25 protein-coding genes are annotated in these 23,008 nt (G+C 56.3%); 18 read left to right on the forward strand and 7 right to left on the reverse strand.

The window, feature by feature from the left end; translation table 11 throughout:
• The 7 genes from eutH to eutR form a co-directional block, all read left to right on the forward strand.
• The coding region (eutH, locus tag DOU50_RS22800; protein WP_148770390.1) for an ethanolamine utilization protein EutH at nucleotides 1-496 on the forward strand (496 nt) is incomplete at its 5' end.
• Nucleotides 493-1,896, forward strand: coding sequence for an ethanolamine ammonia-lyase reactivating factor EutA (gene eutA / locus DOU50_RS22805; RefSeq protein ID WP_148770392.1), 1,404 nt, complete (start codon nucleotides 493-495; stop codon nucleotides 1,894-1,896). The genes eutH and eutA, both read left to right, overlap by 4 nt.
• An 11-nt stretch (nucleotides 1,897-1,907) precedes the next feature.
• On the forward strand, nucleotides 1,908-3,269 hold the full coding sequence (gene eutB, locus DOU50_RS22810; protein WP_003038029.1) for an ethanolamine ammonia-lyase subunit alpha: 1,362 nt from the start codon (nucleotides 1,908-1,910) through the stop codon (nucleotides 3,267-3,269).
• 20 nt (nucleotides 3,270-3,289) lie between these two features.
• Nucleotides 3,290-4,186: an ethanolamine ammonia-lyase subunit EutC gene (eutC, locus tag DOU50_RS22815; protein WP_148770394.1), complete on the forward strand. Its 897-nt coding sequence runs from the start codon at nucleotides 3,290-3,292 to the stop codon at nucleotides 4,184-4,186.
• Nucleotides 4,187-4,195: 9 nt separating this feature from the next.
• The gene (eutL, locus tag DOU50_RS22820) at nucleotides 4,196-4,855 is read left to right on the forward strand and encodes an ethanolamine utilization microcompartment protein EutL (RefSeq protein ID WP_024907599.1); all 660 of its coding nucleotides are present in this window, start codon (nucleotides 4,196-4,198) and stop codon (nucleotides 4,853-4,855) included.
• An 11-nt stretch (nucleotides 4,856-4,866) separates the two neighbouring features.
• Nucleotides 4,867-5,397: an ethanolamine utilization microcompartment protein EutK gene (gene eutK, locus DOU50_RS22825; RefSeq protein WP_148770396.1), complete on the forward strand. Its 531-nt coding sequence runs from the start codon at nucleotides 4,867-4,869 to the stop codon at nucleotides 5,395-5,397.
• A gap of 48 nt (nucleotides 5,398-5,445) precedes the next feature.
• Nucleotides 5,446-6,498 carry an HTH-type transcriptional regulator EutR gene (gene eutR / locus DOU50_RS22830; RefSeq protein ID WP_148770398.1) on the forward strand — a complete coding sequence of 351 codons (1,053 nt, stop codon included), beginning with the start codon at nucleotides 5,446-5,448 and terminating at the stop codon, nucleotides 6,496-6,498.
• A 108-nt stretch (nucleotides 6,499-6,606) separates the two neighbouring features.
• Here the strand turns inward: eutR and hemF are convergent, their stop codons facing one another.
• Both hemF and amiA read right to left on the reverse strand, forming a co-directional pair.
• Complete coding sequence (gene hemF, locus DOU50_RS22835; RefSeq protein ID WP_148770400.1) at nucleotides 6,607-7,506, reverse strand: oxygen-dependent coproporphyrinogen oxidase; 900 nt, start codon at nucleotides 7,504-7,506, stop codon at nucleotides 6,607-6,609.
• The gene (amiA, locus tag DOU50_RS22840; RefSeq protein ID WP_024907603.1) at nucleotides 7,506-8,381 is read right to left on the reverse strand and encodes an N-acetylmuramoyl-L-alanine amidase AmiA; all 876 of its coding nucleotides are present in this window, start codon (nucleotides 8,379-8,381) and stop codon (nucleotides 7,506-7,508) included. Before amiA ends, hemF begins: the two co-directional genes overlap by 1 nt.
• A gap of 212 nt (nucleotides 8,382-8,593) precedes the next feature.
• Between amiA and DOU50_RS22850 the strand changes: the two genes are divergently transcribed.
• The 10 genes from DOU50_RS22850 to pdxK all read left to right on the forward strand — a co-directional run bounded on the left by DOU50_RS22850 (nucleotide 8,594) and on the right by pdxK (nucleotide 16,936).
• Nucleotides 8,594-9,019: a GNAT family acetyltransferase gene (locus tag DOU50_RS22850; RefSeq protein ID WP_024907604.1), complete on the forward strand. Its 426-nt coding sequence runs from the start codon at nucleotides 8,594-8,596 to the stop codon at nucleotides 9,017-9,019.
• Entirely contained in the window at nucleotides 9,006-9,455 is a 450-nt protein-coding gene (locus tag DOU50_RS22855) for a DUF2919 domain-containing protein (RefSeq protein ID WP_148770401.1), read from the forward strand. Before DOU50_RS22850 ends, DOU50_RS22855 begins: the two co-directional genes overlap by 14 nt.
• Before the next feature lie 63 nt (nucleotides 9,456-9,518).
• The gene (locus DOU50_RS22860; RefSeq protein WP_048989355.1) at nucleotides 9,519-10,094 is read left to right on the forward strand and encodes an RpoE-regulated lipoprotein; all 576 of its coding nucleotides are present in this window, start codon (nucleotides 9,519-9,521) and stop codon (nucleotides 10,092-10,094) included.
• A gap of 92 nt (nucleotides 10,095-10,186) precedes the next feature.
• Nucleotides 10,187-11,086, forward strand: a complete 900-nt coding sequence (locus DOU50_RS22865; RefSeq protein WP_148770403.1) for a Dyp-type peroxidase — start codon at nucleotides 10,187-10,189, stop codon at nucleotides 11,084-11,086.
• 173 nt (nucleotides 11,087-11,259) lie between these two features.
• On the forward strand, nucleotides 11,260-12,273 hold the full coding sequence (locus tag DOU50_RS22870; protein WP_032646709.1) for a sulfate ABC transporter substrate-binding protein: 1,014 nt from the start codon (nucleotides 11,260-11,262) through the stop codon (nucleotides 12,271-12,273).
• On the forward strand, nucleotides 12,273-13,106 hold the full coding sequence (cysT, locus tag DOU50_RS22875) for a sulfate/thiosulfate ABC transporter permease CysT (RefSeq protein ID WP_004123378.1): 834 nt from the start codon (nucleotides 12,273-12,275) through the stop codon (nucleotides 13,104-13,106). The genes DOU50_RS22870 and cysT overlap by 1 nt, the downstream gene beginning before the upstream one ends.
• Nucleotides 13,106-13,981 (forward strand): sulfate/thiosulfate ABC transporter permease CysW, encoded by an 876-nt coding sequence (cysW, locus tag DOU50_RS22880; protein ID WP_032646707.1) that lies wholly within the window; start codon nucleotides 13,106-13,108, stop codon nucleotides 13,979-13,981. Before cysT ends, cysW begins: the two co-directional genes overlap by 1 nt.
• Complete coding sequence (gene cysA, locus DOU50_RS22885) at nucleotides 13,971-15,065, forward strand: sulfate/thiosulfate ABC transporter ATP-binding protein CysA (protein WP_008501607.1); 1,095 nt, start codon at nucleotides 13,971-13,973, stop codon at nucleotides 15,063-15,065. The genes cysW and cysA overlap by 11 nt, the downstream gene beginning before the upstream one ends.
• Before the next feature lie 117 nt (nucleotides 15,066-15,182).
• Nucleotides 15,183-16,094, forward strand: coding sequence for a cysteine synthase CysM (gene cysM / locus DOU50_RS22890; protein WP_032646706.1), 912 nt, complete (start codon nucleotides 15,183-15,185; stop codon nucleotides 16,092-16,094).
• Nucleotides 16,095-16,099: 5 nt separating this feature from the next.
• Nucleotides 16,100-16,936, forward strand: a complete 837-nt coding sequence (gene pdxK, locus DOU50_RS22895) for a pyridoxine/pyridoxal/pyridoxamine kinase (protein WP_024907610.1) — start codon at nucleotides 16,100-16,102, stop codon at nucleotides 16,934-16,936.
• Between the two features lie 44 nt (nucleotides 16,937-16,980).
• On the opposite strand, the gene crr is transcribed toward pdxK, so the two are convergent.
• From crr to cysZ, 5 genes are all read right to left on the reverse strand, one after another.
• Nucleotides 16,981-17,490: a PTS glucose transporter subunit IIA gene (crr, locus tag DOU50_RS22900; RefSeq protein WP_003861316.1), complete on the reverse strand. Its 510-nt coding sequence runs from the start codon at nucleotides 17,488-17,490 to the stop codon at nucleotides 16,981-16,983.
• Between the two features lie 40 nt (nucleotides 17,491-17,530).
• The gene (gene ptsI, locus DOU50_RS22905; RefSeq protein WP_032646702.1) at nucleotides 17,531-19,258 is read right to left on the reverse strand and encodes a phosphoenolpyruvate-protein phosphotransferase PtsI; all 1,728 of its coding nucleotides are present in this window, start codon (nucleotides 19,256-19,258) and stop codon (nucleotides 17,531-17,533) included.
• Nucleotides 19,259-19,302: 44 nt separating this feature from the next.
• A complete protein-coding gene (gene ptsH / locus DOU50_RS22910; RefSeq protein WP_000487600.1) occupies nucleotides 19,303-19,560 on the reverse strand; it encodes a phosphocarrier protein Hpr in 258 nt (85 codons plus the stop codon).
• Between the two features lie 317 nt (nucleotides 19,561-19,877).
• Entirely contained in the window at nucleotides 19,878-20,849 is a 972-nt protein-coding gene (gene cysK / locus DOU50_RS22920) for a cysteine synthase A (protein WP_014884739.1), read from the reverse strand.
• 163 nt (nucleotides 20,850-21,012) lie between these two features.
• Nucleotides 21,013-21,774, reverse strand: a complete 762-nt coding sequence (cysZ, locus tag DOU50_RS22925) for a sulfate transporter CysZ (protein WP_032646700.1) — start codon at nucleotides 21,772-21,774, stop codon at nucleotides 21,013-21,015.
• A 230-nt stretch (nucleotides 21,775-22,004) separates the two neighbouring features.
• Between cysZ and zipA the strand changes: the two genes are divergently transcribed.
• The gene (gene zipA, locus DOU50_RS22930) at nucleotides 22,005-22,982 is read left to right on the forward strand and encodes a cell division protein ZipA (protein ID WP_032646698.1); all 978 of its coding nucleotides are present in this window, start codon (nucleotides 22,005-22,007) and stop codon (nucleotides 22,980-22,982) included.
• The last annotated feature ends 26 nt before the right edge of the window (nucleotides 22,983-23,008 follow it).

A 23,008-nucleotide genomic window follows, 5' to 3' on the forward strand; every position in this document is an offset into this window, starting at 1 on the left:
CCTGCTCGGCTGGGAGCTGATTCCGGGTCTTGATCCTATCTTCATGGCACCGGGAGACAGGCCGGGTGAAGTGATGCGCGCCATCGAAGTTATCGGTTCTATCTCCTGTGTGCTGCTGGGCGCCTACCCGATGGTGCTGCTGTTGACCCGCTGGTTTGAAAAACCGCTGATGAGCGTCGGCAACCTGTTAAACGTTAATAACATTGCGGCTGCGGGGATGGTCGCGACGCTGGCGAACAACATCCCGATGTTCGGCATGATGAAGAATATGGATACCCGCGGCAAAGTGATCAACTGCGCCTTTGCGGTCTCTGCGGCCTTTGCTCTGGGGGACCACTTAGGCTTCGCCGCTGCCAACATGAACGCGATGATCTTCCCAATGATTGTCGGCAAGTTGATCGGCGGTGTGACGGCGATTGGCGTGGCTATGCTGTTAGTACCGAAAGACGAAGATGTTCCGGCACCAGCAGACACTCATCCGGAGGCGCAATCGTGAATATTCGCCAGCTACTCAGCGTCGGTATCGATATCGGCACCACCACCACTCAGGTGATCTTCTCGCGCCTTGAGCTGGTCAACCGTGCGGCAGTGTCGCAGGTGCCGCGCTACGAATTCATCAAACGCGAAATTAGCTGGCAAAGCCCGGTGTTCTTTACCCCGGTTGATAAACAGGGCGGGTTGAAAGAGGCCGAACTTAAGGCGCTGATCCTCGCCCAGTATCAGGCGGCGGGCATCAAGCCTGAGGTCGTCGATTCCGGTGCGATCATCATTACCGGAGAAAGCGCCAAAACCCGCAACGCACGACCCGCAGTGATGGCGCTCTCCCAGTCGCTGGGGGACTTTGTGGTTGCCAGCGCCGGCCCGCATCTGGAATCGGTGATTGCCGGTCAAGGCGCGGGAGTGCAAACCCTGTCCGAGCAAAAAATGTGCCGGGTACTGAATATCGACATCGGCGGCGGGACGTCGAACTACGTCCTGTTCGATGCCGGAAAGGTCAGCGGTTCGGCCTGCCTGAACGTTGGAGGAAGGCTTCTGGAAACGGACGGTCAGGGGCGAGTGGTGCATGCGCATCAACCGGGGCAGATGATTGTTGATGACGTATTTGGTCCGGGCTTTGACGCCCGAACCCTCAATGCGGGGCAGCTTGTTCAGGTGGCCAGACGGATGGCGGCGCTGATTGTGGAGGTGATTGACGGCACGCTTTCACCGCTGGCGCAGGCGATGATGCAAACCGGTTTACTGCCTGCGGGTGTGAAACCGGATGTGATTACGCTTTCAGGGGGAGTGGGCGAATGCTACCGCAACCAACCTGCCGATCCGTTCTGTTTTTCCGATATCGGGCCGCTCCTCGCCACGGCGCTGCATGAACATCCGCGTCTGCGTGAGATGAACGTGCAGTTCCCGGCGCAGACCGTGCGTGCCACGGTGATTGGTGCCGGTGCGCATACGCTGTCGCTTTCGGGCAGCACTATCTGGCTGGAAGGCGTGGCGCTTCCGCTGCGCAATCTGCCGGTGGCGATTCCGGTTGATGAGGCTGATCTGGTTGCCGCCTGGCAGCAAGCGCTGATGCAACTCGATCTGGATCCGCAAACGGACGCCTACGTGCTGGCGCTGCCCGGTTCGCTGCCGGTGCGCTACGCCGCGCTATTAACGGTGATTGATGCGCTGCTGGCCTTCGTCGCGCGCTATCCGAATCCGCATCCCCTGCTGGTGGTAGCCGAGCAGGATTTTGGTAAAGCCCTGGGCATGCTGTTACGCCCACAGTTACAGCAACACCCGCTGGCGGTCATCGATGAGGTGGTTGTCCGGGCGGGGGACTATATCGACATTGGTACGCCTCTTTTTGGCGGATCGGTTGTGCCGGTGACGGTGAAATCACTCGCATTTCCTTCCTGAGGGAACGACTTATGAAACTAAAGACCACATTGTTCGGCAATGTTTATCAGTTTAAGGATGTGAAAGAGGTGCTGGCAAAAGCCAACGAACTGCGTTCGGGGGATGTGCTGGCAGGGGTAGCTGCAACCAGTTCGCAGGAGCGCGTGGCGGCCAAGCAGGTGCTGTCAGAAATGACGGTGGCGGATATCCGCAATAACCCGGTGATTTCCTATGAAGAGGACTGCGTCACGCGTCTGATTCAGGATGACGTCAACGAAACGGCCTATAACCGCATCAAAAACTGGAGCATCAGCGAACTGCGCGAGTACGTGCTGAGCGATGAAACCTCCGTTGATGACATTGCGTTTACGCGTAAAGGGTTAACGTCGGAAGTGGTCGCCGCGGTAGCAAAAATCTGCTCTAACGCGGACCTGATCTACGGCGGTAAGAAAATGCCGGTGATCAAAAAGGCCAACACCACTATTGGTCTTCCTGGCACTTTCAGCTGCCGTTTACAGCCGAACGACACCCGTGATGACGTGCAGAGTATTGCGGCACAAATCTACGAGGGACTCTCCTTCGGTGCGGGCGATGCGGTAATTGGCGTAAACCCGGTAACGGATGATGTGGAAAACTTAAGCCGCGTACTGGATACCGTGTACGGCGTTATCGATAAATTCAACATCCCGACCCAGGGCTGCGTACTGGCACACGTTACCACCCAGATCGAAGCGATCCGTCGCGGCGCGCCGGGCGGGCTGATTTTCCAGAGTATCTGCGGCAGCGAGAAAGGCTTAAAAGAGTTCGGCGTTGAGCTGGCCATGCTGGATGAAGCACGCGCAGTGGGCGCGGAGTTCAACCGCATCGCCGGTGAAAACTGCCTGTACTTCGAAACCGGACAAGGGTCTGCGCTCTCCGCAGGCGCTAACTTCGGTGCCGATCAGGTGACGATGGAAGCGCGTAACTACGGGCTGGCGCGTCACTACGATCCGTTTCTGGTGAACACCGTGGTGGGCTTTATCGGGCCGGAGTATTTGTACAACGATCGTCAGATTATTCGCGCGGGTCTGGAAGATCACTTTATGGGCAAGCTGAGTGGCATCTCAATGGGCTGCGACTGCTGCTACACCAACCATGCTGATGCTGACCAGAACCTCAACGAAAACCTGATGATTCTGCTCGCCACTGCTGGCTGCAACTACATCATGGGCATGCCGCTCGGTGACGACATCATGCTCAACTATCAGACCACCGCCTTTCACGATACCGCCACCGTCCGTCAGTTGCTGAATTTACGGCCGTCGCCGGAGTTTGAACGCTGGCTGGAAACCATGGGCATTATGGCAAACGGTCGCCTGACCAAACGGGCGGGCGATCCGTCACTGTTCTTCTGATGACGCGGGGATGACACACGATGGATCAAAAACAGATTGAAGAAATTGTACGCAGCGTTATGGCGTCAATGGGAGAGTCGCAGCCGCAGGCGCGAGCGTTGTCACCTGAAGAGAAATGTAGCACCGCGCAGTGTGCTGCACCAACGGGTGAAAGCTGTGCAATGGATTTAGGCTCAGCCGAGGCCAAAGCGTGGATTGGCGTTGAGAACCCGCACCGCGCAGAGGTGTTGACCGAGCTGCGCCGCAGCACCGCCGCGCGTGTATGTACCGGCCGTGCCGGTCCACGCCCGCGCACTCAGGCGCTGCTGCGTTTCCTGGCCGATCACTCGCGTTCAAAAGACACGGTGTTGAAAGAAGTGCCCGAAGAGTGGGTAAAAGCCCAGGGGCTGCTGGAAGTACGCTCGGAAATCAGTGACAAAAACCTGTACCTGACGCGCCCGGATCTGGGGCGTCGTCTGAGTGCGGAAGCCATTGAAGCGCTGAAATCACAGTGTGTAATGAACCCGGATGTGCAGGTGATTATCTCTGATGGCCTGTCTACCGACGCCATCACCGCCAACTACGAAGAGATCCTGCCGCCGCTGTTGTCGGGCTTAAAGCAGGCCGGATTGAAGGTTGGGACGCCGTTCTTTGTTCGCTATGGTCGCGTGAAAATCGAAGATCAGATCGGCGAACTGCTTGGTGCGAAAGCGGTGATCCTGCTGGTTGGGGAACGTCCGGGCCTTGGCCAGTCTGAAAGCCTTTCCTGCTATGCCGTCTATTCGCCGCGCGTGGCGACGACCGTTGAAGCTGACCGTACCTGTATCTCGAATATTCACCAGGGCGGTACGCCACCGGTTGAAGCGGCGGCGGTGATTGTGGATTTGGCCAGGCGCATGCTGGAGCAAAAAGCATCCGGCATCAATATGACCCGTTAAGGAGGCATCATGCCAGCATTAGATTTGATTAGACCTTCAGTCACCGCAATGCGCGTGATTGCCTCGGTAAATGACGGTTTTGCCCGCGAACTTAAATTACCGCCACATATACGTAGCCTTGGACTCATCACAGCAGATTCTGATGACGTGGCGTATATTGCCGCAGACGAAGCGACAAAACAGGCAATGGTCGAAGTGGTTTATGGCCGCTCGCTGTATGCCGGCGCGGCGCACAGCCCCTCTCCAACCTCGGGCGAAGTGCTGATTATGCTCGGAGGGCCAAACCCGGCCGAAGTTCGCGCAGGTCTGGACGCGATGGTGGCCAATATTGAAAGTGGTGCGGCTTTCCAGTGGGCAAATGACGCAGAAGATACCGCTTTCCTGGCGCATGTGGTTTCGCGTACCGGGTCGTATCTCTCGGCGACCGCAGGATGCCGACCTGGCGATCCAATGGCGTATCTGGTGGCGCCGCCGCTGGAGGCGACGTTGGGTATTGATGCTGCGCTGAAATCTGCTGATGTGCAGATTGTCACCTATGTGCCGCCACCGTCAGAAACCAACTATTCGGCCGCGTTTTTGACAGGTAGCCAGGCTGCCTGTAAAGCCGCCTGTAACGCCTTTGCCGATGCCGTGCTGGATATTGCCCGTAATCCAGTCCAGCGCGCGTAAGAGAGGGAGTGATGATCAATGCACTGGGATTACTGGAAGTGGATGGCATGGTGGCTGCCGTCGACGCTGCAGATGCCATGTTGAAAGCCGCTAACGTGCGTCTGTTGAGCCACGAAGTGCTCGATCCTGGCCGGCTGACGCTGGTGGTGGAAGGCGATCTGGCTGCGTGCCGCGCAGCGCTGGATGCCGGCAGCGCTGCCGCAGCGCGTACAGGCCGTGTTATCAGCCGTAAGGAAATAGGCCGGCCGGACGATGACACCCAGTGGCTGATCGGCGGTTTTACGCACCAGCCGAAGAAACCAGAACAGAAGCCAGAAGTAAAAACAGAGGTAAATCCGCAGAAGACGCAGGATGCCCCGTTGACGTCTGAATCCTCTGAGCAACTTCTGACGCTGTTGGCATCGGTCCGTCAAGGAATGACGGCAGGGGAAGTGGCTGCCCACTTTGGCTGGTCACTTGATGAAGCCAGAAAGGCGCTGGAACAGCTCTTTTCTCACGGAGCGTTGCGTAAACGCAGTAGTCGCTATCGCTTAAAAAATTAACCTGTCGGAGGGCCGGGGGCTTCGTGGAGGCTTCCGGCTTAAAAGATCATGAAAAAGACCCGAACTGCAAACCTGCACCATCTTTATCATGAAGCATTACCCGAAGACGTTAAACTTACGCCGAAAGTGGAGGTGGACAACGTTCATCAGCGGCGCACAACGGATGTGTATGAGCATGCGCTGACGATTACCGCCTGGCAGCAAATCTACGACCAGCTACATCCGGGAAAATTTCATGGCGAGTTCACGGAAATCCTGCTCGACGATATTCAGGTGTTCCGTGAATACACCGGACTGGCGCTGCGTCAGTCATGTCTTGTCTGGCCGAACTCGTTCTGGTTTGGTATTCCGGCCACGCGCTGCGAACAGGGATTTATTGGCACCCAGTGTCTGGGTAACGCTGAAATTGCCACCCGCCCGGGCGGGACGGAGTTTGAACTGAGTACGCCGGATGATTACACCATTCTGGGCGTCGTTATTTCGGAAGAGGCGATTGCCCGTCAGGCCAACTTCCTGCATAACCCGGAAAGGGTGATGCATATGCTGCGTAACCAGTCGGCGCTGGAAGTGAAAGAACAACACAAAGCTGCTCTATGGGGCTTTGTGCAGCAGGCGCTGGCGACATTTAGCGAGAATCCGGTAAACCTCCATCAACCTGCGGTACGCAAAGTGCTGGGCGATAACCTGCTGCTGGCGATGGGCACAATGCTGGAAGAAGCACAGCCGATAATCACGTCCGAGAGTATCAGCCATCAGAGCTATCGTCGCCTGCTGTCGCGTGCGCGCGAATATGTGCTGGAAAATATGTCAGAGCCGCTGACCGTACTTGACCTGTGTAATCAGTTGCACGTCAGCCGTCGGACGCTGCAAAACGCCTTTCACACGATACTCGGAATTGGTCCGAATGCCTGGTTAAAACGTATTCGTCTGAACGCCGTGCGTCGCGAGCTGATAAGCCCGTGGTCGCAAAGCGTGACGGTAAAAGACGCCGCCATGCACTGGGGATTCTGGCATCTGGGGCAGTTTGCCACTGACTATCAGAAATTGTTTGCGGAGAAACCGTCGTTGACGCTGCATCAGCGTATGCGCCAGTGGGCGTGATAACATTATTGTGCCGGGTACGACGCTTTGCGCCTTATCCAGCCTGCGGGGCGGTGCCTCAGTCGTTGCAGGCCTGATAAGGCGCTAGCCGTCATCAGGTCAGGTAAACTACACCCAGTCGCGGATCTGAATAAACTCGCTAAGGGCGGCTTCCGGGCTGTTCGCTTCCGGCTGCCAGTCATATTCCCAGCGCACCAGCGGCGGCATCGACATTAAAATCGACTCCGTGCGTCCGCCGGTCTGCAGGCCGAACAGCGTCCCGCGATCCCACACCAGATTAAATTCCACGTAGCGCCCCCGACGGTAGAGCTGGAACTCACGTTCGCGCACGCCATAGTTGGTGTTTTTACGGCGTTCGACAATCGGCAGGTACGCGTCGGTATAGCCTTCACCCACCGCGCGCATAAAGCTGAACGCGGTATCAAAATCCGGCGTGTTGAGATCGTCAAAGAACAGCCCGCCGATGCCGCGCTGCTCGTCGCGGTGCTTCAGGTAAAAGTAGTCGTCGCACCACTTTTTAAATTTCGGGTAGACGTCTTCGCCAAACGGCAGGCAAAGATCCCGCGCGGTGGTGTGCCAGTGCACGGCATCCTCTTCGAAGCCGTAATAGGGCGTTAAGTCGAAACCGCCGCCGAACCACCAGACCGGGTCGGCGCCCGTTTTTTCCGCAATGAAAAAGCGCACGTTGGCGTGGCTGGTGGGCACAAACGGGTTGTGCGGATGCACCACCAGCGAGACGCCCATCGCCTCGAAGCTGCGGCCTGCGAGCTCGGGACGATGTGCCGTCGCAGACGCAGGCATGGCGTCGCCGTGAACGTGGGAAAAATTCACGCCCGCCTGTTCGAAGATGCCGCCGTTTCGCAGCACGCGGCTGCGCCCGCCGCCTCCGGCTTCGCGCTGCCAGGTATCTTCCTGAAATTCACCGCCGTCTGCGGCGGCCAGTTTCTGGCAGATCTCATCCTGCAGCTGCAGCAGGAAGGTTTTGACCAGTTGAGCATCGGGTTTCATTAACGTTTCCTGGAGTGCGCTTTTTGGTTATCGAACCAGTTGAAGTAACTGATAATGCCGGAGGCGATGGCGTTGGCGATCTTCTGACGAAACGCCGTGGTGCCGAGGAGTCGCTCCTCTTCCGGGTTGGTAATGAAGGAGGTTTCCACCAGCACGGACGGGATGGACGGTGATTTCAGCACCACGAACGCTGCCTGCTCGGTGCCTTTACTGTGCAGACGATGCACTGGCTTAATCTTCTTCAGAATATGCGAGCCGAGCGTCAGGCTGTTTTTGATCGTATCCGTCTGCACGAGGTCGAACAGCACCTGCTGTAGCAGGTGGTCTTTGTCGGTGGCTTTCTTCCCGGCGACTTCATCCGCCCGATTTTCGCGGTCGGAGAGGTATTTCGCCATGGCGCTACTGGCGCCACGGTTGGAAAGCGCAAACACCGAGGCACCGGCCGCAGAAGGGTTGGTAAAGCCGTCGGCGTGGATCGACATAAACAGATCCGCCCCGTGCTGGTGGGCGATCTCTACGCGGTCATACAGCGGAATAAAGGTATCGCCAGAGCGCGTCAGACGGGCGTCAATGCCGTTACTGCGTAAAATTGCGCGCACATTTTTTGCAATTGCCAGCACGACGTGTTTTTCTTTCGACCCGTTTTTGCCGATGGCGCCGGTATCAATGCCGCCGTGCCCTGGGTCGAGCATCACCAGACGCTTGGCGCCCGGCTTTTTGGCTTTCGGTTTGCTGTGTCCGTTACTGGTTTTGAGCGTGCTCTCGTCTTTCGCCTGAGCCTGCTTTGCGATGCCCGTTAACGTTAAGGCCGCCAGCCCCGCTTTGAGAACCTGACGACGCGATGTGAGTGCTTTTAATGGTTTGAATGTGCTCATGCGGCCTGAATACTAAAAAATGGGGTCCTGGTGTTATATCGTATCGTGTTTCCCGTTACGACAGTCCATATTGAGAATTGTTTTACTTTTCATTTCAATACGTGACAAAGTGACATTATGCCAAATTTTGGCGAGATTTTCCCCGGTTATTGGCTAAAGGCGTGCTTCGCGCCATAATCACTGTTTTTAAACCCGAAAAGGCGGTTAATACCATGGAGATACGCGTTTTTCGCCAGGAAGATTTCGAAGAGGTGATCACCCTTTGGGAGCGCTGCGATCTGCTGCGTCCGTGGAACGATCCGGAAATGGATATCGAACGTAAGGTGAATCACGACGTCAGTCTGTTTCTGGTCGCGGAAGTTAATGGCGAGGTTGTGGGGACGGTAATGGGCGGTTACGACGGCCACCGCGGCTCGGCCTATTATCTGGGCGTTCACCCGGAATACCGTGGCCGCGGCATTGCCAATGCGCTGCTGAACCGACTCGAGAAGAAGCTGATCGCCCGCGGCTGCCCAAAAATCCAGATCATGGTGCGGGAAGATAACGACGTCGTGCTGGGCATGTATGAGCGTCTGGGCTATGAACATGCTGACGTGCTGACTTTGGGCAAGCGTCTGATCGAAGATGAAGAGTACTGAGATCCATCCGGCTGACTATGACGCGCAGGGCCGCGTCAGGCTGCCCTTTTTATTCTGGTGCGTTCTGCTGCTCCAGGCCCGGACCTGGGTGCTGTTTGTGATGGCCGCCGCGTCGCGCGGGCAGGGCGACACGCTGCTGAATCTCTTTTATCCCGATCACGACGCCTTCTGGCTCGGACTACTGCCGGGCGTACCGGCGGTGGTGGCGTTTTTGTGCAGCGGCCGGCGGCAGGCGATCCCGCGTATGTGGCGCGCGCTTCGCGGGCTGCTGATCCTTGCCCAGATTGCGCTGCTCCTCTGGCAGCCGGTACTCTGGTGGTACGGTGAACCGCTGACGGGCATCGGTATTGCGCTGGTGGTTGCCGATATTGTGGCGCTGCTGTGGCTGCTGACGAATCCGCGTCTTCGCGCCTGTTTTGCGCCTCAGGATGATTAATCCGGCACTTTTTGCCGATGTCGCACTCCAACAAGCGTTGATTTAATTAGAAAGGACGTTTCAATGAAATCGCTGCGTTTACTTTTATGCGCTCTCCCGCTGGCGTTGACCGGCTGTTCGACGCTCTCCTCTATTAACTGGTCCGCCGCGTATCCGTGGAACTGGTTTGGCTCAGCAACGGAAGTGACCGAGCAGGGCGTGGGGAAAATTACCGCCGCGACGGCGCTGGATCAGAATGCTATTCAGGATGCGCTCAGCAGCGATTACCGTCTGCGCAGCGGCATGAAAACGGAGAACGGCAATATTGTTCGCTATTACGAAGCGCTGAAGGGCGACAAGCTGGCGCTGGTGATCAACGGTGACAAAGGCACGGTAAACCGAATTGCGGTGATGGATGAAGATATTCCGACCGCTAGCGGCGTGAAAGTAGGGACCCCGTTTAGCGATCTTTATAAGCAGGCTTTTGGCAATTGCACCAGCTTGCCGTCTGACGATAAGGTCGCGGTGGAATGTAAGGCGGAAGGCAGCCAGCACATCAGCTATGTCTTCACCGGAACCTGGAGCGGACCGGAGGGACTGATGCCCTCTGACGACACGCTCAAGAGCTGGAAAGTGAGCAAAATACTCTGGAAGCAGTAATTTGCGCCTGAACAAACCGCCTCGCTGAAATCCGGGTATAATACCCGCCATCAATGCCACGCTGACGTGGCATCTTTATTTCAGGAGGAGCGATGTCTCAGGTTCAGAGTGGCATTTTGCCAGAACATTGCCGCGCGGCGATTTGGATTGAAGCCAATGTTAAAGGGGACGTGGATGCCCTGCGTGCGGCCAGTAAAGCGTTTGTTGATAAGCTGGCCACCTTCCAGGCCAAATTCCCGGAAGCCCACCTCGGCGCCGTTGTTGCCTTTGGCAATAACGTCTGGCGTCAGCTGAGCGGTGGCGAAGGGGCGGAAGAGCTGAAAGACTTCATCCCTTACGGCAAAGGTCTGGCACCTGCGACTCAGTACGACGTGCTGATCCACATTCTCTCCCTGCGTCACGACGTGAACTTCTCCGTTGCCCAGGCCGCTGTGGCGGCCTTTGACGACAGCATTGAGGTGCAGGAAGAGGTTCACGGCTTCCGCTGGGTCGAAGAGCGCGATCTGAGCGGCTTCGTCGACGGGACGGAAAACCCGGCGGGTGAAGAGGTTCGTCGCGACGTGGCGGTGATTAAAGACGGCGTGGACGCGGGCGGCAGCTACGTGTTCGTGCAGCGCTGGGAGCACAACCTCAAGCAGCTTAACCGTATGAGCGTGCACGACCAGGAGATGATGATTGGTCGTACTAAAGAAGCCAACGAAGAGATCGACGGCGACGACCGTCCCGTTACCTCTCACCTGACCCGCGTTGATCTCAAGGAAGACGGCAAAGGGCTGAAGATTGTTCGCCAGAGCCTGCCGTACGGTACCGCAAGCGGCACGCACGGCCTCTACTTCTGCGCCTACTGCGCGCGCCTGTATAACATTGAGCAGCAGCTGCTGAGCATGTTCGGCGATACCGACGGTAAGCGCGACGCCATGCTGCGCTTCACCAAACCGGTGACCGGCGGCTACTACTTTGCGCCGTCCGTTGAGCGTCTGCTGGCGCTGTAATAGCCTTTCTCCCTCTCCCTGTGGGAGAGGGCTGGGGTGAGGGCATCAGGCCGCACTCCTTATTCCCTTTTCTGCTTCTAAATCACCAAACGGTATATAAAACCGTTACTCCTTTCATCCCCGTTATAAATATTATGACTATAAGATAGTCATCACATTTATAAGGGTGCGCAATGGCCGTTACTGTACTAAAAAAAGGAACTCTGGCGCTGGCAGGTTTACTGCTGGTGGCACAGGCGCAGGCGACTGAACTGTTAAACAGTTCGTATGACGTCTCCCGCGAGCTGTTTGCCGCCCTTAACCCACCGTTCGAACAGCAGTGGGCGAAAGACAATAACGGCGATAAGCTGACCATCAAGCAGTCCCATGCCGGGTCGTCCAAGCAGGCGCTGGCGATTTTGCAGGGCCTGAAAGCGGATGTGGTGACCTACAATCAGGTCACTGACGTGCAGATCCTGCACGACAAAGGCAAGCTGCTTCCGGCGGACTGGCAGAGCCGTCTGCCGAACAACAGCTCGCCGTTCTACTCCACCATGGGCTTCCTGGTGCGTAAGGGCAACCCGAAGAATATCCACGACTGGAGCGACCTGGTCCGTTCCGACGTGAAGCTGATTTTCCCAAACCCAAAAACCTCCGGTAACGCGCGTTATACCTATTTAGCCGCGTGGGGCGCGGCGGACAAGGCTGACGGTAACGATAAAGCCAAAACCGAGCAGTTCATGACCCAGTTCCTGAAAAATGTCGAAGTGTTTGATACCGGCGGCCGTGGGGCGACCACGACTTTCGCAGAACGCGGTCTCGGCGATGTGCTGATCAGCTTTGAATCGGAAGTGAATAACATCCGCAAACAGTACGAAGCGCAGGGCTTCGAGGTGGTTATCCCGAAAACCAACATTCTGGCCGAATTCCCGGTCGCATGGGTGGATAAAAACGTGCAGGCAAACGGTACCGAGAAAGCGGCAAAAGCCTATCTCAACTACCTGTACAGCCCTCAGGCGCAGACCATCATTACCGATTACTACTACCGCGTGAACAACCCGGACGTAATGAACAAACTGAAAGATAAATTCCCGCAGACCGCGCTGTTCCGCGTGGAAGATCATTTTGGCTCCTGGCCAGACGTGATGAAAACGCATTTTGCCAGCGGCGGTGAGTTAGATAAATTGCTGGCGGCGGGGCATAAGTAATGTTTGCAGTATCGACAAAACGCGTGCTGCCGGGCTTTACCTTAAGCCTCGGGACCAGCCTGCTGTTCGTCTGCCTGATCCTGCTGTTGCCGCTCAGCGCACTGGTGATGCAGCTTGCGCAGATGAGCTGGGCGCAGTACTGGGACGTGGTCACCAACCCGCAGGTGGTGGCGGCCTATAAGGTGACGCTGCTGTCGGCGTTTGTCGCCTCCATTTTTAACGGCGTGTTTGGCCTGCTGATGGCGTGGATTTTAACCCGCTATCGCTTCCCGGGCCGTACGCTGCTTGACGCCCTGATGGATCTGCCGTTTGCGCTGCCGACGGCGGTGGCGGGCTTAACCCTCGCGTCGCTCTTCTCCGTGAACGGGCTGTACGGCGAGTGGCTGGCGAAATTTGACATCAAGGTGACCTATACCTGGCTCGGTATCGCGGTGGCGATGGCCTTTACCAGCATCCCGTTTGTGGTCCGTACCGTGCAGCCGGTGCTGGAAGAGCTGGGGCCGGAATACGAAGAAGCGGCGGAAACGCTGGGCGCCACGCGCTGGCAGAGCTTCCGCAAGGTGGTGCTGCCGGAGCTCTCTCCGGCGCTGATGGCGGGCGTCGCGCTGTCGTTTACCCGCAGCCTCGGCGAGTTCGGCGCCGTGATTTTTATCGCCGGGAACATCGCCTGGAAAACGGAAGTGACCTCGCTGATGATTTTCATCCGTTTGCAGGAGTTTGATTATCCGGCGGCGAGCGCAATTGCCTCGGTGATCCTCGCAGCCTCGCTGCTGCTGCTGTACTCAATTAACACTCTGCAAAGTCGCTTTGGTCGACGTGTGGTAGGTCACTGATGGCGGAAGTTACGCAATTGAAGCGATACGATGCACCCCGCATCAACTGGGGTAAATGGTTTCTGATTGGGGCGGGCGTGCTGGTTTCCGCCCTCATTCTCGTCGTGCCGACGGTTTATATCTTCGTTCAGGCGTTCAGCAAGGGCCTGATGCCCGCGCTGGAAAACCTGGCAGACCCGGATATGCTGCATGCCATCTGGTTGACCGTAATGATTGCGTTGATCACCGTGCCGGTGAACCTCGTATTCGGGACTCTGCTGGCCTGGCTGGTGACGCGCTTTAACTTCCCGGGACGTCAGCTGCTGCTGACCCTGCTGGATATTCCTTTCGCCGTATCGCCGGTGGTGGCGGGTCTGGTGTACCTGCTCTTTTACGGCTCCAACGGCCCGCTGGGCGGCTGGCTGGATGCGCATAACCTGCAGATCATGTTCGCCTGGCCGGGTATGGTGCTGGTCACCATCTTCGTGACCTGTCCGTTTGTGGTGCGCGAGCTGGTGCCGGTGATGTTAAGCCAGGGGAGCAACGAAGACGAAGCGGCGGTGCTGCTGGGCGCGTCGGGCTGGCAGATGTTCCGTCGCGTGACGCTGCCGAACATTCGCTGGGCGCTGCTTTACGGCGTGGTGCTGACCAACGCCCGCGCGATTGGTGAGTTCGGTGCCGTTTCCGTTGTCTCCGGGTCGATTCGCGGTGAAACCCTGTCGCTGCCGCTACAGATTGAACTGCTGCAGCAGGACTACAACACCATCGGCGCGTTTACTGCCGCAGCGTTGCTGACGCTGATGGCGATTTTGACCCTGTTTTTGAAGAGTGTGGTGCAGTGGCGTTTAGAAAATCAGGAAAAACGTCAGCATCAGGAGGGAAATCATGAGCATTGAGATTGCCAATATTAAGAAGTCTTTTGGTCGCACCCAGGTGCTGAATGATATCTCGCTGGATATCCCTTCCGGACAAATGGTGGCGCTGCTGGGGCCGTCTGGCTCGGGTAAAACTACGCTGCTGCGTATTATCGCCGGGCTTGAGCATCAGACCAGCGGGCATATCCGCTTTCACGGCACCGACGTGAGCCGCCTGCATGCCCGCGATCGTAAAGTAGGTTTTGTGTTCCAGCATTACGCACTGTTCCGCCACATGACCGTGTTCGACAACATCGCGTTTGGCCTGACCGTGCTGCCGCGTCGCGAGCGCCCGGATGCGGCAACCATTAAGGCGAAGGTGACCAAACTGCTGGAGATGGTGCAGCTGGCTCATCTGGCGGACCGTTTCCCGGCCCAGCTGTCCGGTGGGCAGAAACAGCGTGTGGCGCTGGCGCGTGCGCTGGCCGTTGAGCCGCAAATTCTGCTGCTGGATGAACCTTTCGGCGCGCTGGATGCACAGGTGCGTAAAGAGCTGCGCCGCTGGCTGCGTCAGCTCCATGAAGAGCTGAAGTTCACCAGCGTCTTCGTGACCCATGACCAGGAAGAGGCGATGGAAGTCGCGGATCGCGTGGTGGTCATGAGCCAGGGTAACATTGAGCAGGTTGACGAGCCGGAGCAGCTCTGGCGCGAACCGGCAACCCGCTTCGTGCTGGAGTTTATGGGCGAGGTAAACCGTCTTCAGGGTACTATTCGCGGTGGGCAGTTCCACGTGGGCGCGCACCGCTGGCCGCTGGGCTACACCTCCGCGCATCAGGGACCGGTCGATCTGTTCCTGCGTCCGTGGGAAGTGGACGTGAGCCGCCGAACCAGCCTGGATTCACCGCTGCCGGTGCAGGTGCTGGAAGCTAGCCCTAAAGGTCACTACACCCAATTGGTGGTACAGCCCCTGGGCTGGTATACCGAGCCGCTGACGGTGGTCATGCGCGACGACGTGCCGCCGCACCGGGGAGAGCGCCTGTTTGTCGGTCTGCAGCACGCCCGTATCTATCACGGCAAGGAGCGCATCGAGACGCGCGAGGATATTGCTCTGGCGGAGTCAGCCTGATAGGTTATTAGGATGTTTATCGCCCGGTGGCGCTGCGCTTACCGGGCCTACAGTTATCACTGCGTCTTGTAGGCCGGGATCGCTGCGCGCGCCCGGCTTTTTTATTGAGTAAAAAACGTGAATACACTCGAAAACACCATCGGCAACACGCCTCTGGTCAAGCTTCAGCGCATGGGGCCAGACAACGGCAGCGAAATCTGGGTCAAACTCGAAGGCAATAACCCGGCGGGGTCGGTGAAAGACCGCGCGGCGCTGTCGATGATTGTCCAGGCCGAAAAGCGCGGCGAGATTAAGCCGGGCGACGTGCTGATTGAAGCCACCAGCGGCAACACCGGTATCGCGCTGGCGATGATTGCGGCGCTGAAAGGCTATCGCATGAAGCTGCTGATGCCGGACAACATGAGCCAGGAGCGCCGCGCCGCGATGCGTGCCTACGGAGCCGAGCTGATTCTGGTGACCAAAGAGCAGGGGATGGAAGGCGCGCGCGACCTGGCGTTAGAAATGGCCGAGCGCGGCGAAGGTAAACTGCTCGATCAGTTTAATAACCCGGACAACCCGTACGCGCACTACACCACCACCGGCCCGGAAATCTGGCAGCAAACCGACGGGCGTATCACCCATTTTGTCTCCAGCATGGGCACTACCGGCACCATTACCGGGGTATCGCGTTTTCTGCGCGAGCAGGATAAAGCCGTCACCATTGTCGGCCTGCAGCCGGAAGAGGGGAGCAGCATTCCGGGCATTCGCCGCTGGCCTGCGGAGTATATGCCCGGCATCTTTAATGCGCAGCTTGTGGACCAGGTGCTGGATCTTCACCAGCGCGAGGCGGAAAATACCATGCGTGAGCTGGCCGTGCGCGAAGGCATCTTCTGCGGCGTCAGCTCGGGCGGCGCGGTAGCGGGTGCGATTCGGGTAGCAAAGGCAAATCCGGGCGCGGTGGTGGTGGCGATTATTTGCGATCGCGGCGATCGCTATCTGTCTACCGGCGTCTTTGGTGAAGAGAGTTATTCGCAGGGGGCGGGGATTTAAGCGTCATGGAGATGATTCTATTCCGGGATAATACCCGGGCGCAGCAAACCGATATTGTCGCCGTGCAGTCGCAGGTGGTTTACGGCAGCGTGGGGAACAGCATTGCGGTACCGAATATTCGAACCCACAGGCTGAACGTTACCGCCGTGCCGACGGTACTGTTTAGCAACACGCCGCACTACGACACATTTTATGGTGGAGTGATCCCCGACGAGTGGTTCAGCGGCTACCTTAAGGCGCTGGAAGAGCGCGAGATCCTGCGCGAGCTTAAAGCGGTCACCACCGGCTATATGGGCAGTGCCAGCCAGATCGTCCTGCTGGCGCAGTGGCTGAAGGGGGTCAAAGCGCAGCATCCTGACCTGCTGGTGCTGGTCGACCCGGTCATCGGCGATATCGACAGCGGAATGTACGTGAAGCCCGAGATCCCCGAAGCGTATCGGGAGCACCTGCTGCCGCTGGCGCAGGGGATCACGCCAAACGTCTATGAACTGGAAGTGTTAAGCGGCAAACCGTGCCGCACGCCGGAAAGCGCCATCGCGGCGGCACAGGGACTGCTCTCTGATAGCCTGAAATGGGTGGCGATCACCAGCGCGCCGGTCGCTGACGACCCGCAAAACATCCACGTGGTGCTGGTGACGAATGAAGGCGTGACCGTCAGCGCGCATCCGCGGGTAGAAACCGATCTGAAAGGGACGGGAGACCTGTTCTGTTCAGAGCTGGTGAGCGGCATTGTTGAGGGGAAAACCGTTGCCGATGCCATTCGCATGGCCGGCGATCGGGTGACGGACGTGATGCTTTATACCCAGTCGAAAGGCTACGACGAGCTCATTCTTCCCGCATAAACAAAAATGGCGCCCGAAGGCGCCATTTTTCTGTGCGGCAAGAATTACTTCTTGATGCGGATAACCGGGGTTTCACCCACGGTGACGCTGCCAGACAGTTTGATCAGTTCTTTGATTTCGTCCATGTTGGAGATAACAACCGGCGTCAGGGTAGACTTGGCTTTTTCTTCCAGCAGTGGCAGATCGAATTCAATCACCGGGTCGCCAACTTTCACACGCTGGCCTTCTTCCGCGATACGTTTGAAGCCTTCGCCTTTCAGTTCAACGGTGTCGATACCGAAGTGAACGAACAGTTCGATACCGCTATCAGATTCGATAGAGAACGCATGGTTGGTTTCAAAAATTTTACCGATGGTGCCGTCAACTGGAGCAACCATTTTGTTGCCAGTTGGTTTGATAGCAATGCCATCACCAACGATTTTCTCAGCAAACACTACATCCGGCACGTCTTCGATGTTGACGATCTCGCCGGAGAGCGGAGCAACAATCTCAATAGTTCCGGAGTCTTTTTTATCATCAGAAACCAGAGATTTCAGTTTATCGAACAAACCCATGATCTTCTCCTAAGCAGTAAATTGGGCCGCATCTCGTGGATTAGCAGATTGTTTTTTCTTCAATGAACTTGTTAACCAGCGTCATTAACTCGTCCGTTGTCGGTTGAGCAAGAGCCTGCTCTGCTAATACCTTCGCATCTTCGAAGTTCGTGTTACGGATAATCTTCTTAATGCGCGGGATGGAAATGGCGCTCATAGAGAATTCGTCCAGACCCATACCCAGCAACAGAAGTGTAGCACGTTCGTCGCCTGCAAGCTCACCACACATGCCAGTCCATTTACCTTCTGCATGAGAAGCATCAATAACTTGCTTGATCAAGTTCAGTACGGACGGTGACATTGGCTGGTAGAGATGTGAAATCATATCATTACCACGGTCAACTGCCAGGGTGTACTGCGTTAAATCATTGGTACCGATACTAAAGAAATCAACTTCTTTGGCTAAATGACGCGCAATGGTCGCCGCCGCCGGTGTTTCCACCATCACGCCGATCTCGATTGACTCGTCAAACGCTTTACCTTCGTCACGCAGTTCCTGTTTGTAGATTTCGATCTCTTTCTTCAGTGCACGCACTTCTTCAACAGAGATGATCATCGGGAACATGATGCGCAGTTTACCGAAAGCAGAGGCGCGCAGGATCGCACGAACCTGGTCACGCAGGATCTCTTTACGATCCATCGCGATACGTACGGCACGCCAGCCCAGGAACGGGTTCTCTTCTTTCGGGAAGTTCATGTACGGCAGCTCTTTGTCGCCACCGATGTCCATGGTACGGACGATAACCGCCTGAGAGCCACACGCTTCAGCCACGGCTTTGTAAGCAGCAAACTGCTCTTCTTCCGTTGGCAGCGCGTCGCGGTCCATGAACAGGAATTCTGTACGATAGAGACCGACACCTTCCGCACCGTTGCGCTCAGCGCCATCAACGTCGCGGACGGTACCGATGTTTGCGCACACTTCAACCTGATGGCCGTCCAGGGTGATGGCTGGCAGGTCTTTCAGCTTAGCGAGTTCCGCTTTTTCAGTCGCAACCTGCTCCTGAACCGCGCGCAGTTTGTCGATCTCTTCATTGGTTGGGTTGACGTAAACCAGATTGTTTACGGCATCCAGAATCAGATAGTCGCCATTTTTCACCTGAGAGGTGACGCTACCGGTACCCACGATGGCAGGCAGTTCCAGAGAACGCGCCATGATAGAGGTGTGGGAGGTACGGCCGCCCGCGTCGGTGATGAAACCGAGGACCTTTTTCAGGTTCAGCTGTGCGGTTTCAGACGGGGTGAGGTCAGCGGCAACCAGGATCACTTCATCCTGAATCGCGCTCAGGTCGATGATGGCCAGGCCCAGGATGTTGCGCAGCAGGCGCTTACCGATATCACGTACGTCAGCCGCACGCTCTTTCAGGTATTCATCATCCAGTTCTTCCAGGGCAGTTGCCTGACCTTCGATAACTTCATGCGCAGCCGCGTCGGCCGTCATGCCTTTATCTTTAATCAGGGCTATGATTTCCTGCTCCAGCTCCTCATCTTCGAGCAGCATGATGTGCCCTTCGAAGATGGCTTCTTTTTCTTCACCGAAAGTTTCGCCAGCTTTAGTTTTGATTGCTTCCAGTTGCGCAGATGCCTTGGCACGACCGCTCAGAAAACGTTCAACTTCCTGATCAACCTTGTCGGCAGAAATTTTTTTCCGGTCGATGACGATCTCGTCTTCTTTCAGCAGCAGTGCCTTGCCGAAAGCGATACCCGGGGATGCTAAAATGCCTGAAATCATAACCCTACCTTACTTGTGACTGATATTTAAAAGAACCCGGAAACTTACTCGAGCTCAGCCATCAGTTTAACCAGATGCTCAACTGCTTTCTGCTCGTCTTCACCTTCTGCAGAGATGGTGACAACGGTGCCCTGAGTCAGGCCCAGAGTCTGCAGTTTGAACAGGCTTTTTGCGCTCGCGCTTTTGCCGTTGGAAGTCACAGTGATTTCAGAAGTGAAGCCTTTTGCTTCTTTAACAAACTGAGCAGCAGGGCGGGTGTGCAGACCGTTCGGAGCGGTAATGGTAACTTCTTGCTGGAACATTGTATTTCCCCAACTTATAGGTTTAGTGTTGTGGAACTAAAGTCTAGCCTGGCGACTGAACTTTAGCCTGTATTGTTAGCGCTGACGTTTCGATCGTCATTAAACATTATGCAGCGAAAGCAAGACTTGAACCAAATCATAAAATCGATTCAGCAAGGCTATTTCGTTTGCCGATTAATTTCACGCATCAAAATAATTGCTGGTTTAAATACCAGACCCTTCGGGGTGAAGCAATGCCAGGAGGGGTAAAAGTTTGAAGCAGGCCACAAAAAAGCACCTGAAAAGGTGCTTTTTTACGCGTTATTAACATGCTGGCACTACTGTTGCAGCTCTTTTTCGGTAAACAGATCGGCAAACAGTGCGGTGCTCAAGTAACGCTCACCCGAGGACGGAAGGATAACCACAATATTCTTATTGGTAAAGGCTTCATCTTCCTGAAGCTTGAGCGCTGCCGCAACGGCCGCACCGGAAGAGATACCCGCCAGAATGCCTTCTTCATCCATCAGGCGACGCGCGGTAGAGATGGCTTCTTCGTTAGTGATGGTAACCACTTTATCGATCAGCTTCAGATCCAGGTTGCCCGGAATGAAGCCTGCACCAATACCCTGAATTTTGTGTGGGCCGGGTTTGAGCTCTTCACCCGCCAGTGCCTGGGTGATAACCGGTGAGTCGGTTGGCTCAACGGCAACGGTGATCAGGTCTTTTTTACCCTTTGTGCCTTTAATATAGCGCGACACGCCGGTCAGCGTACCGCCGGTACCCACGCCGGAGATAAAGACGTCAACCTGGCCGTCGGTATCTTCCCAGATTTCCGGACCGGTGGTCTTCTCGTGAATTTCCGGGTTAGCCGGGTTGCTGAACTGCTGCAGCAGGAGATATTTCGCCGGATCGCTGGCCACAATCTCTTCGGCTTTCTGAATGGCGCCCTTCATGCCCTTCGCGCCTTCGGTCAGCACCAGGTTCGCGCCAAGCGCTTTGAGCAGCTTACGACGCTCGATGCTCATGGTTTCTGGCATGGTCAGCGTCAGCTTGTAGCCGCGCGCGGCAGCCACATAGGCCAGGGCGATACCGGTATTGCCGCTGGTCGGTTCCACCAGCTCAACGCCTGGCTTCAGTACGCCACGTTTTTCAGCATCCCAAATCATGTTTGCACCGATACGGCATTTTACGCTGAAGCTCGGGTTACGTGATTCGACCTTCGCCAGAATGCGTCCATTACCGATACGGTTCAGTCGAACCAGGGGCGTATGACCGATAGTCAGCGAGTTGTCTTCATAAATCTTACTCATGGCCTGTCCTTAACTGTATGAAATTGGGATACCGACCCAGCATACCTGCTAAGCAGGTAGGGGGAAGTAAGGAATTCGCATATCTATATACTGCAAGGAAATAATGGGGATCAGTATGGAATAAGGGGCGGCATAAGCCACCCCTGCTTTACACATTTTTGCATTATTTCCATAACGCGTGCTTAGCACGGTAGCAGTCCACCCACATCGCCGTCGCGCCGCAGACGGCGACGGGCATGATGAACAGATTCAGGAACGGAATCATGGTGAACAGGCTGGTCAGCGCGCCAAACTGCATATTGGCGACCTTCTGGCTGCGCAGGGCGGTGCGCATCGTTTTAAACGGCACCTTGTGGTTATCGAACGGATAATCGCAGTACTGGATGGCCAGCATCCAGGCGCTGAACAGGAACCACAGCACGGGTGCCACCGTCTGGCCAATGCCGGGCACAAAATAGAGGATAAGCAGCACAACCGCGCGGGGCAGGTACCAGGCAAACTTCTGCCATTCACGCTTCATAATGCGAGGGAGGTCTTTCATGATCCCCCATATGCCCGTGTCCGGCGGCGTCGCGCCGGTAAGCCGCGCTTCCAGCTGTTCCGCCAGCAGACCGTTAAACGGTGCGGCTATCCAGTTTGCAATCGTCGAGAAGAAGTAGCCAAACACCAGCAGCACGGAAATCACCGCCACCGGCCAGAGCAGGTAGTTAAGCCACTGCAGCCAGTCTGGCACGTAGCTCATCAGCGACGGGATCCAGCTCTCCAGCTTGGTGAACAGCCACCAGAACGCGCCGCCCATCAGAATAATGTTGATCAACAGTGGGAGAATGACGAAGCGTCGAATCCCCGGCAGGGAGACCAGTTTCCAGCCCTGAGAAAAATACCAGACGCCGCTGCGCGGGGGAGAAGAAGATGTTGAAACCATAGCCAGGCTGTACTCCTTTTTACACAACCAGTGGAATTGCCCGCCTATATTATCCACTTACGGAGCAATGACCAGTTCGGAAATGTTCGAAAAACCAGCAAAAAGCACGATTTCCTTCATCTTTATGCTGTGAATGCTCTGCACACACTTGCACTTGACGTAAACGGCAAATACTCTTAGTGAGTAAATGTTTGCCGTGGTGGCAAGGTGTTAGAACAACAGAGAATATAATGATGCAGGATTTGCGTCTGATATTAATCATTGTTGGCGCGATCGCCATAATCGCTTTACTGGTACATGGTTTCTGGACCAGCCGTAAAGAGCGTTCCTCGATGTTTCGCGATCGCCCACTGAAGCGCATGAAGTCCAGTCGTGATGACGATGACAGTGAAGATGACATCGACGGCAGCGACGACGACGGCGTGGGTGAAGTTCGTGTTCATCGGGTCAATACTGCGCCCGGCGCAGGCCATGGGGAGCAAGAAGCACCTCGTCCTTCGCAGCACCAGTATCAACCGCCGTATGCTTCCGCACAGCCGCGCCAGCCAGCGCAGCAGCCTGTGGAAGAGCCGGTGCGCCAGCCGCCGCAACAGCCTGTCTATCAGCAGCCTGCCCAGCCGGTTCAACAGCAACCGGTGCAGCAGCCCGTGCAACAACAGCCTGCTCAGCCGGTACAACAACCGCAGCAGCCTGTTCATGTACAGCCTGCGCCTCAGCCCGCTCCGGCACCGCACGTTGAGCCTGAGCCCGTTGTAGAGCCAGAGCCGGTTGTTGAAAAACCGCAGCGTAAAGAGGCGGTGATCATTATGAACGTGGCCGCGCATCACGGTAGCCATCTCAACGGTGACGTGCTGCTTAACAGTATTCAACAGGCAGGCTTCAAGTTTGGCGATATGAACATTTTCCATCGCCACCTGAGTCCTGACGGTAGCGGCCCGGCGCTGTTCAGCCTGGCCAACATGGTTAACCCTGGCACCTTTGATCCGGAAATGACCGGTGATTTCGTGACCCCGGGTGTGACTATCTTTATGCAGGTGCCGTCCTACGGCGACGAACTGCAAAACTTTAAGCTGATGCTGCAGTCTGCCCAGCATATCGCTGACGAAGTCGGCGGTGTGGTGCTCGACGATCAGCGTCGAATGATGACCCCGCAGAAACTGCGCGAGTATCAGGACCGCATCCGCGAAGTTAAGGAAGCCAACGCGTAATCGCCGCGTTGACTTCAACTCCTCCT

Source organism: Enterobacter sp. C6 (assembly GCF_008122455.1).
GTDB classification, from domain to species: domain Bacteria; phylum Pseudomonadota; class Gammaproteobacteria; order Enterobacterales; family Enterobacteriaceae; genus Enterobacter; species Enterobacter pseudoroggenkampii.

Excerpts from the sequence above, each read along its gene's own strand:
- DOU50_RS22870 (WP_032646709.1), top strand. The coding sequence starts at position 11,260 with ATGGCCGTTACTGTACTAAAAAAAGGAACTCTGGCGCTGGCAGGTTTA.
- cysT (WP_004123378.1), top strand. The coding sequence starts at position 12,273 with ATGTTTGCAGTATCGACAAAACGCGTGCTGCCGGGCTTTACCTTAAGC.
- eutL (WP_024907599.1), top strand. The coding sequence starts at position 4,196 with ATGCCAGCATTAGATTTGATTAGACCTTCAGTCACCGCAATGCGCGTG.
- cysA (WP_008501607.1), top strand. The coding sequence starts at position 13,971 with ATGAGCATTGAGATTGCCAATATTAAGAAGTCTTTTGGTCGCACCCAG.
- zipA (WP_032646698.1), top strand. The coding sequence starts at position 22,005 with ATGATGCAGGATTTGCGTCTGATATTAATCATTGTTGGCGCGATCGCC.
- DOU50_RS22850 (WP_024907604.1), top strand. The coding sequence starts at position 8,594 with ATGGAGATACGCGTTTTTCGCCAGGAAGATTTCGAAGAGGTGATCACC.
- DOU50_RS22860 (WP_048989355.1), top strand. The coding sequence starts at position 9,519 with ATGAAATCGCTGCGTTTACTTTTATGCGCTCTCCCGCTGGCGTTGACC.
- ptsI (WP_032646702.1), bottom strand. The coding sequence starts at position 19,258 with ATGATTTCAGGCATTTTAGCATCCCCGGGTATCGCTTTCGGCAAGGCA.
- cysK (WP_014884739.1), bottom strand. The coding sequence starts at position 20,849 with ATGAGTAAGATTTATGAAGACAACTCGCTGACTATCGGTCATACGCCC.
- DOU50_RS22865 (WP_148770403.1), top strand. The coding sequence starts at position 10,187 with ATGTCTCAGGTTCAGAGTGGCATTTTGCCAGAACATTGCCGCGCGGCG.
- amiA (WP_024907603.1), bottom strand. The coding sequence starts at position 8,381 with ATGAGCACATTCAAACCATTAAAAGCACTCACATCGCGTCGTCAGGTT.
- eutR (WP_148770398.1), top strand. The coding sequence starts at position 5,446 with ATGAAAAAGACCCGAACTGCAAACCTGCACCATCTTTATCATGAAGCA.
- pdxK (WP_024907610.1), top strand. The coding sequence starts at position 16,100 with ATGGAGATGATTCTATTCCGGGATAATACCCGGGCGCAGCAAACCGAT.
- eutC (WP_148770394.1), top strand. The coding sequence starts at position 3,290 with ATGGATCAAAAACAGATTGAAGAAATTGTACGCAGCGTTATGGCGTCA.
- cysZ (WP_032646700.1), bottom strand. The coding sequence starts at position 21,774 with ATGGTTTCAACATCTTCTTCTCCCCCGCGCAGCGGCGTCTGGTATTTT.
- ptsH (WP_000487600.1), bottom strand. The coding sequence starts at position 19,560 with ATGTTCCAGCAAGAAGTTACCATTACCGCTCCGAACGGTCTGCACACC.
- cysW (WP_032646707.1), top strand. The coding sequence starts at position 13,106 with ATGGCGGAAGTTACGCAATTGAAGCGATACGATGCACCCCGCATCAAC.
- eutB (WP_003038029.1), top strand. The coding sequence starts at position 1,908 with ATGAAACTAAAGACCACATTGTTCGGCAATGTTTATCAGTTTAAGGAT.
- hemF (WP_148770400.1), bottom strand. The coding sequence starts at position 7,506 with ATGAAACCCGATGCTCAACTGGTCAAAACCTTCCTGCTGCAGCTGCAG.
- DOU50_RS22855 (WP_148770401.1), top strand. The coding sequence starts at position 9,006 with ATGAAGAGTACTGAGATCCATCCGGCTGACTATGACGCGCAGGGCCGC.
- eutK (WP_148770396.1), top strand. The coding sequence starts at position 4,867 with ATGATCAATGCACTGGGATTACTGGAAGTGGATGGCATGGTGGCTGCC.
- crr (WP_003861316.1), bottom strand. The coding sequence starts at position 17,490 with ATGGGTTTGTTCGATAAACTGAAATCTCTGGTTTCTGATGATAAAAAA.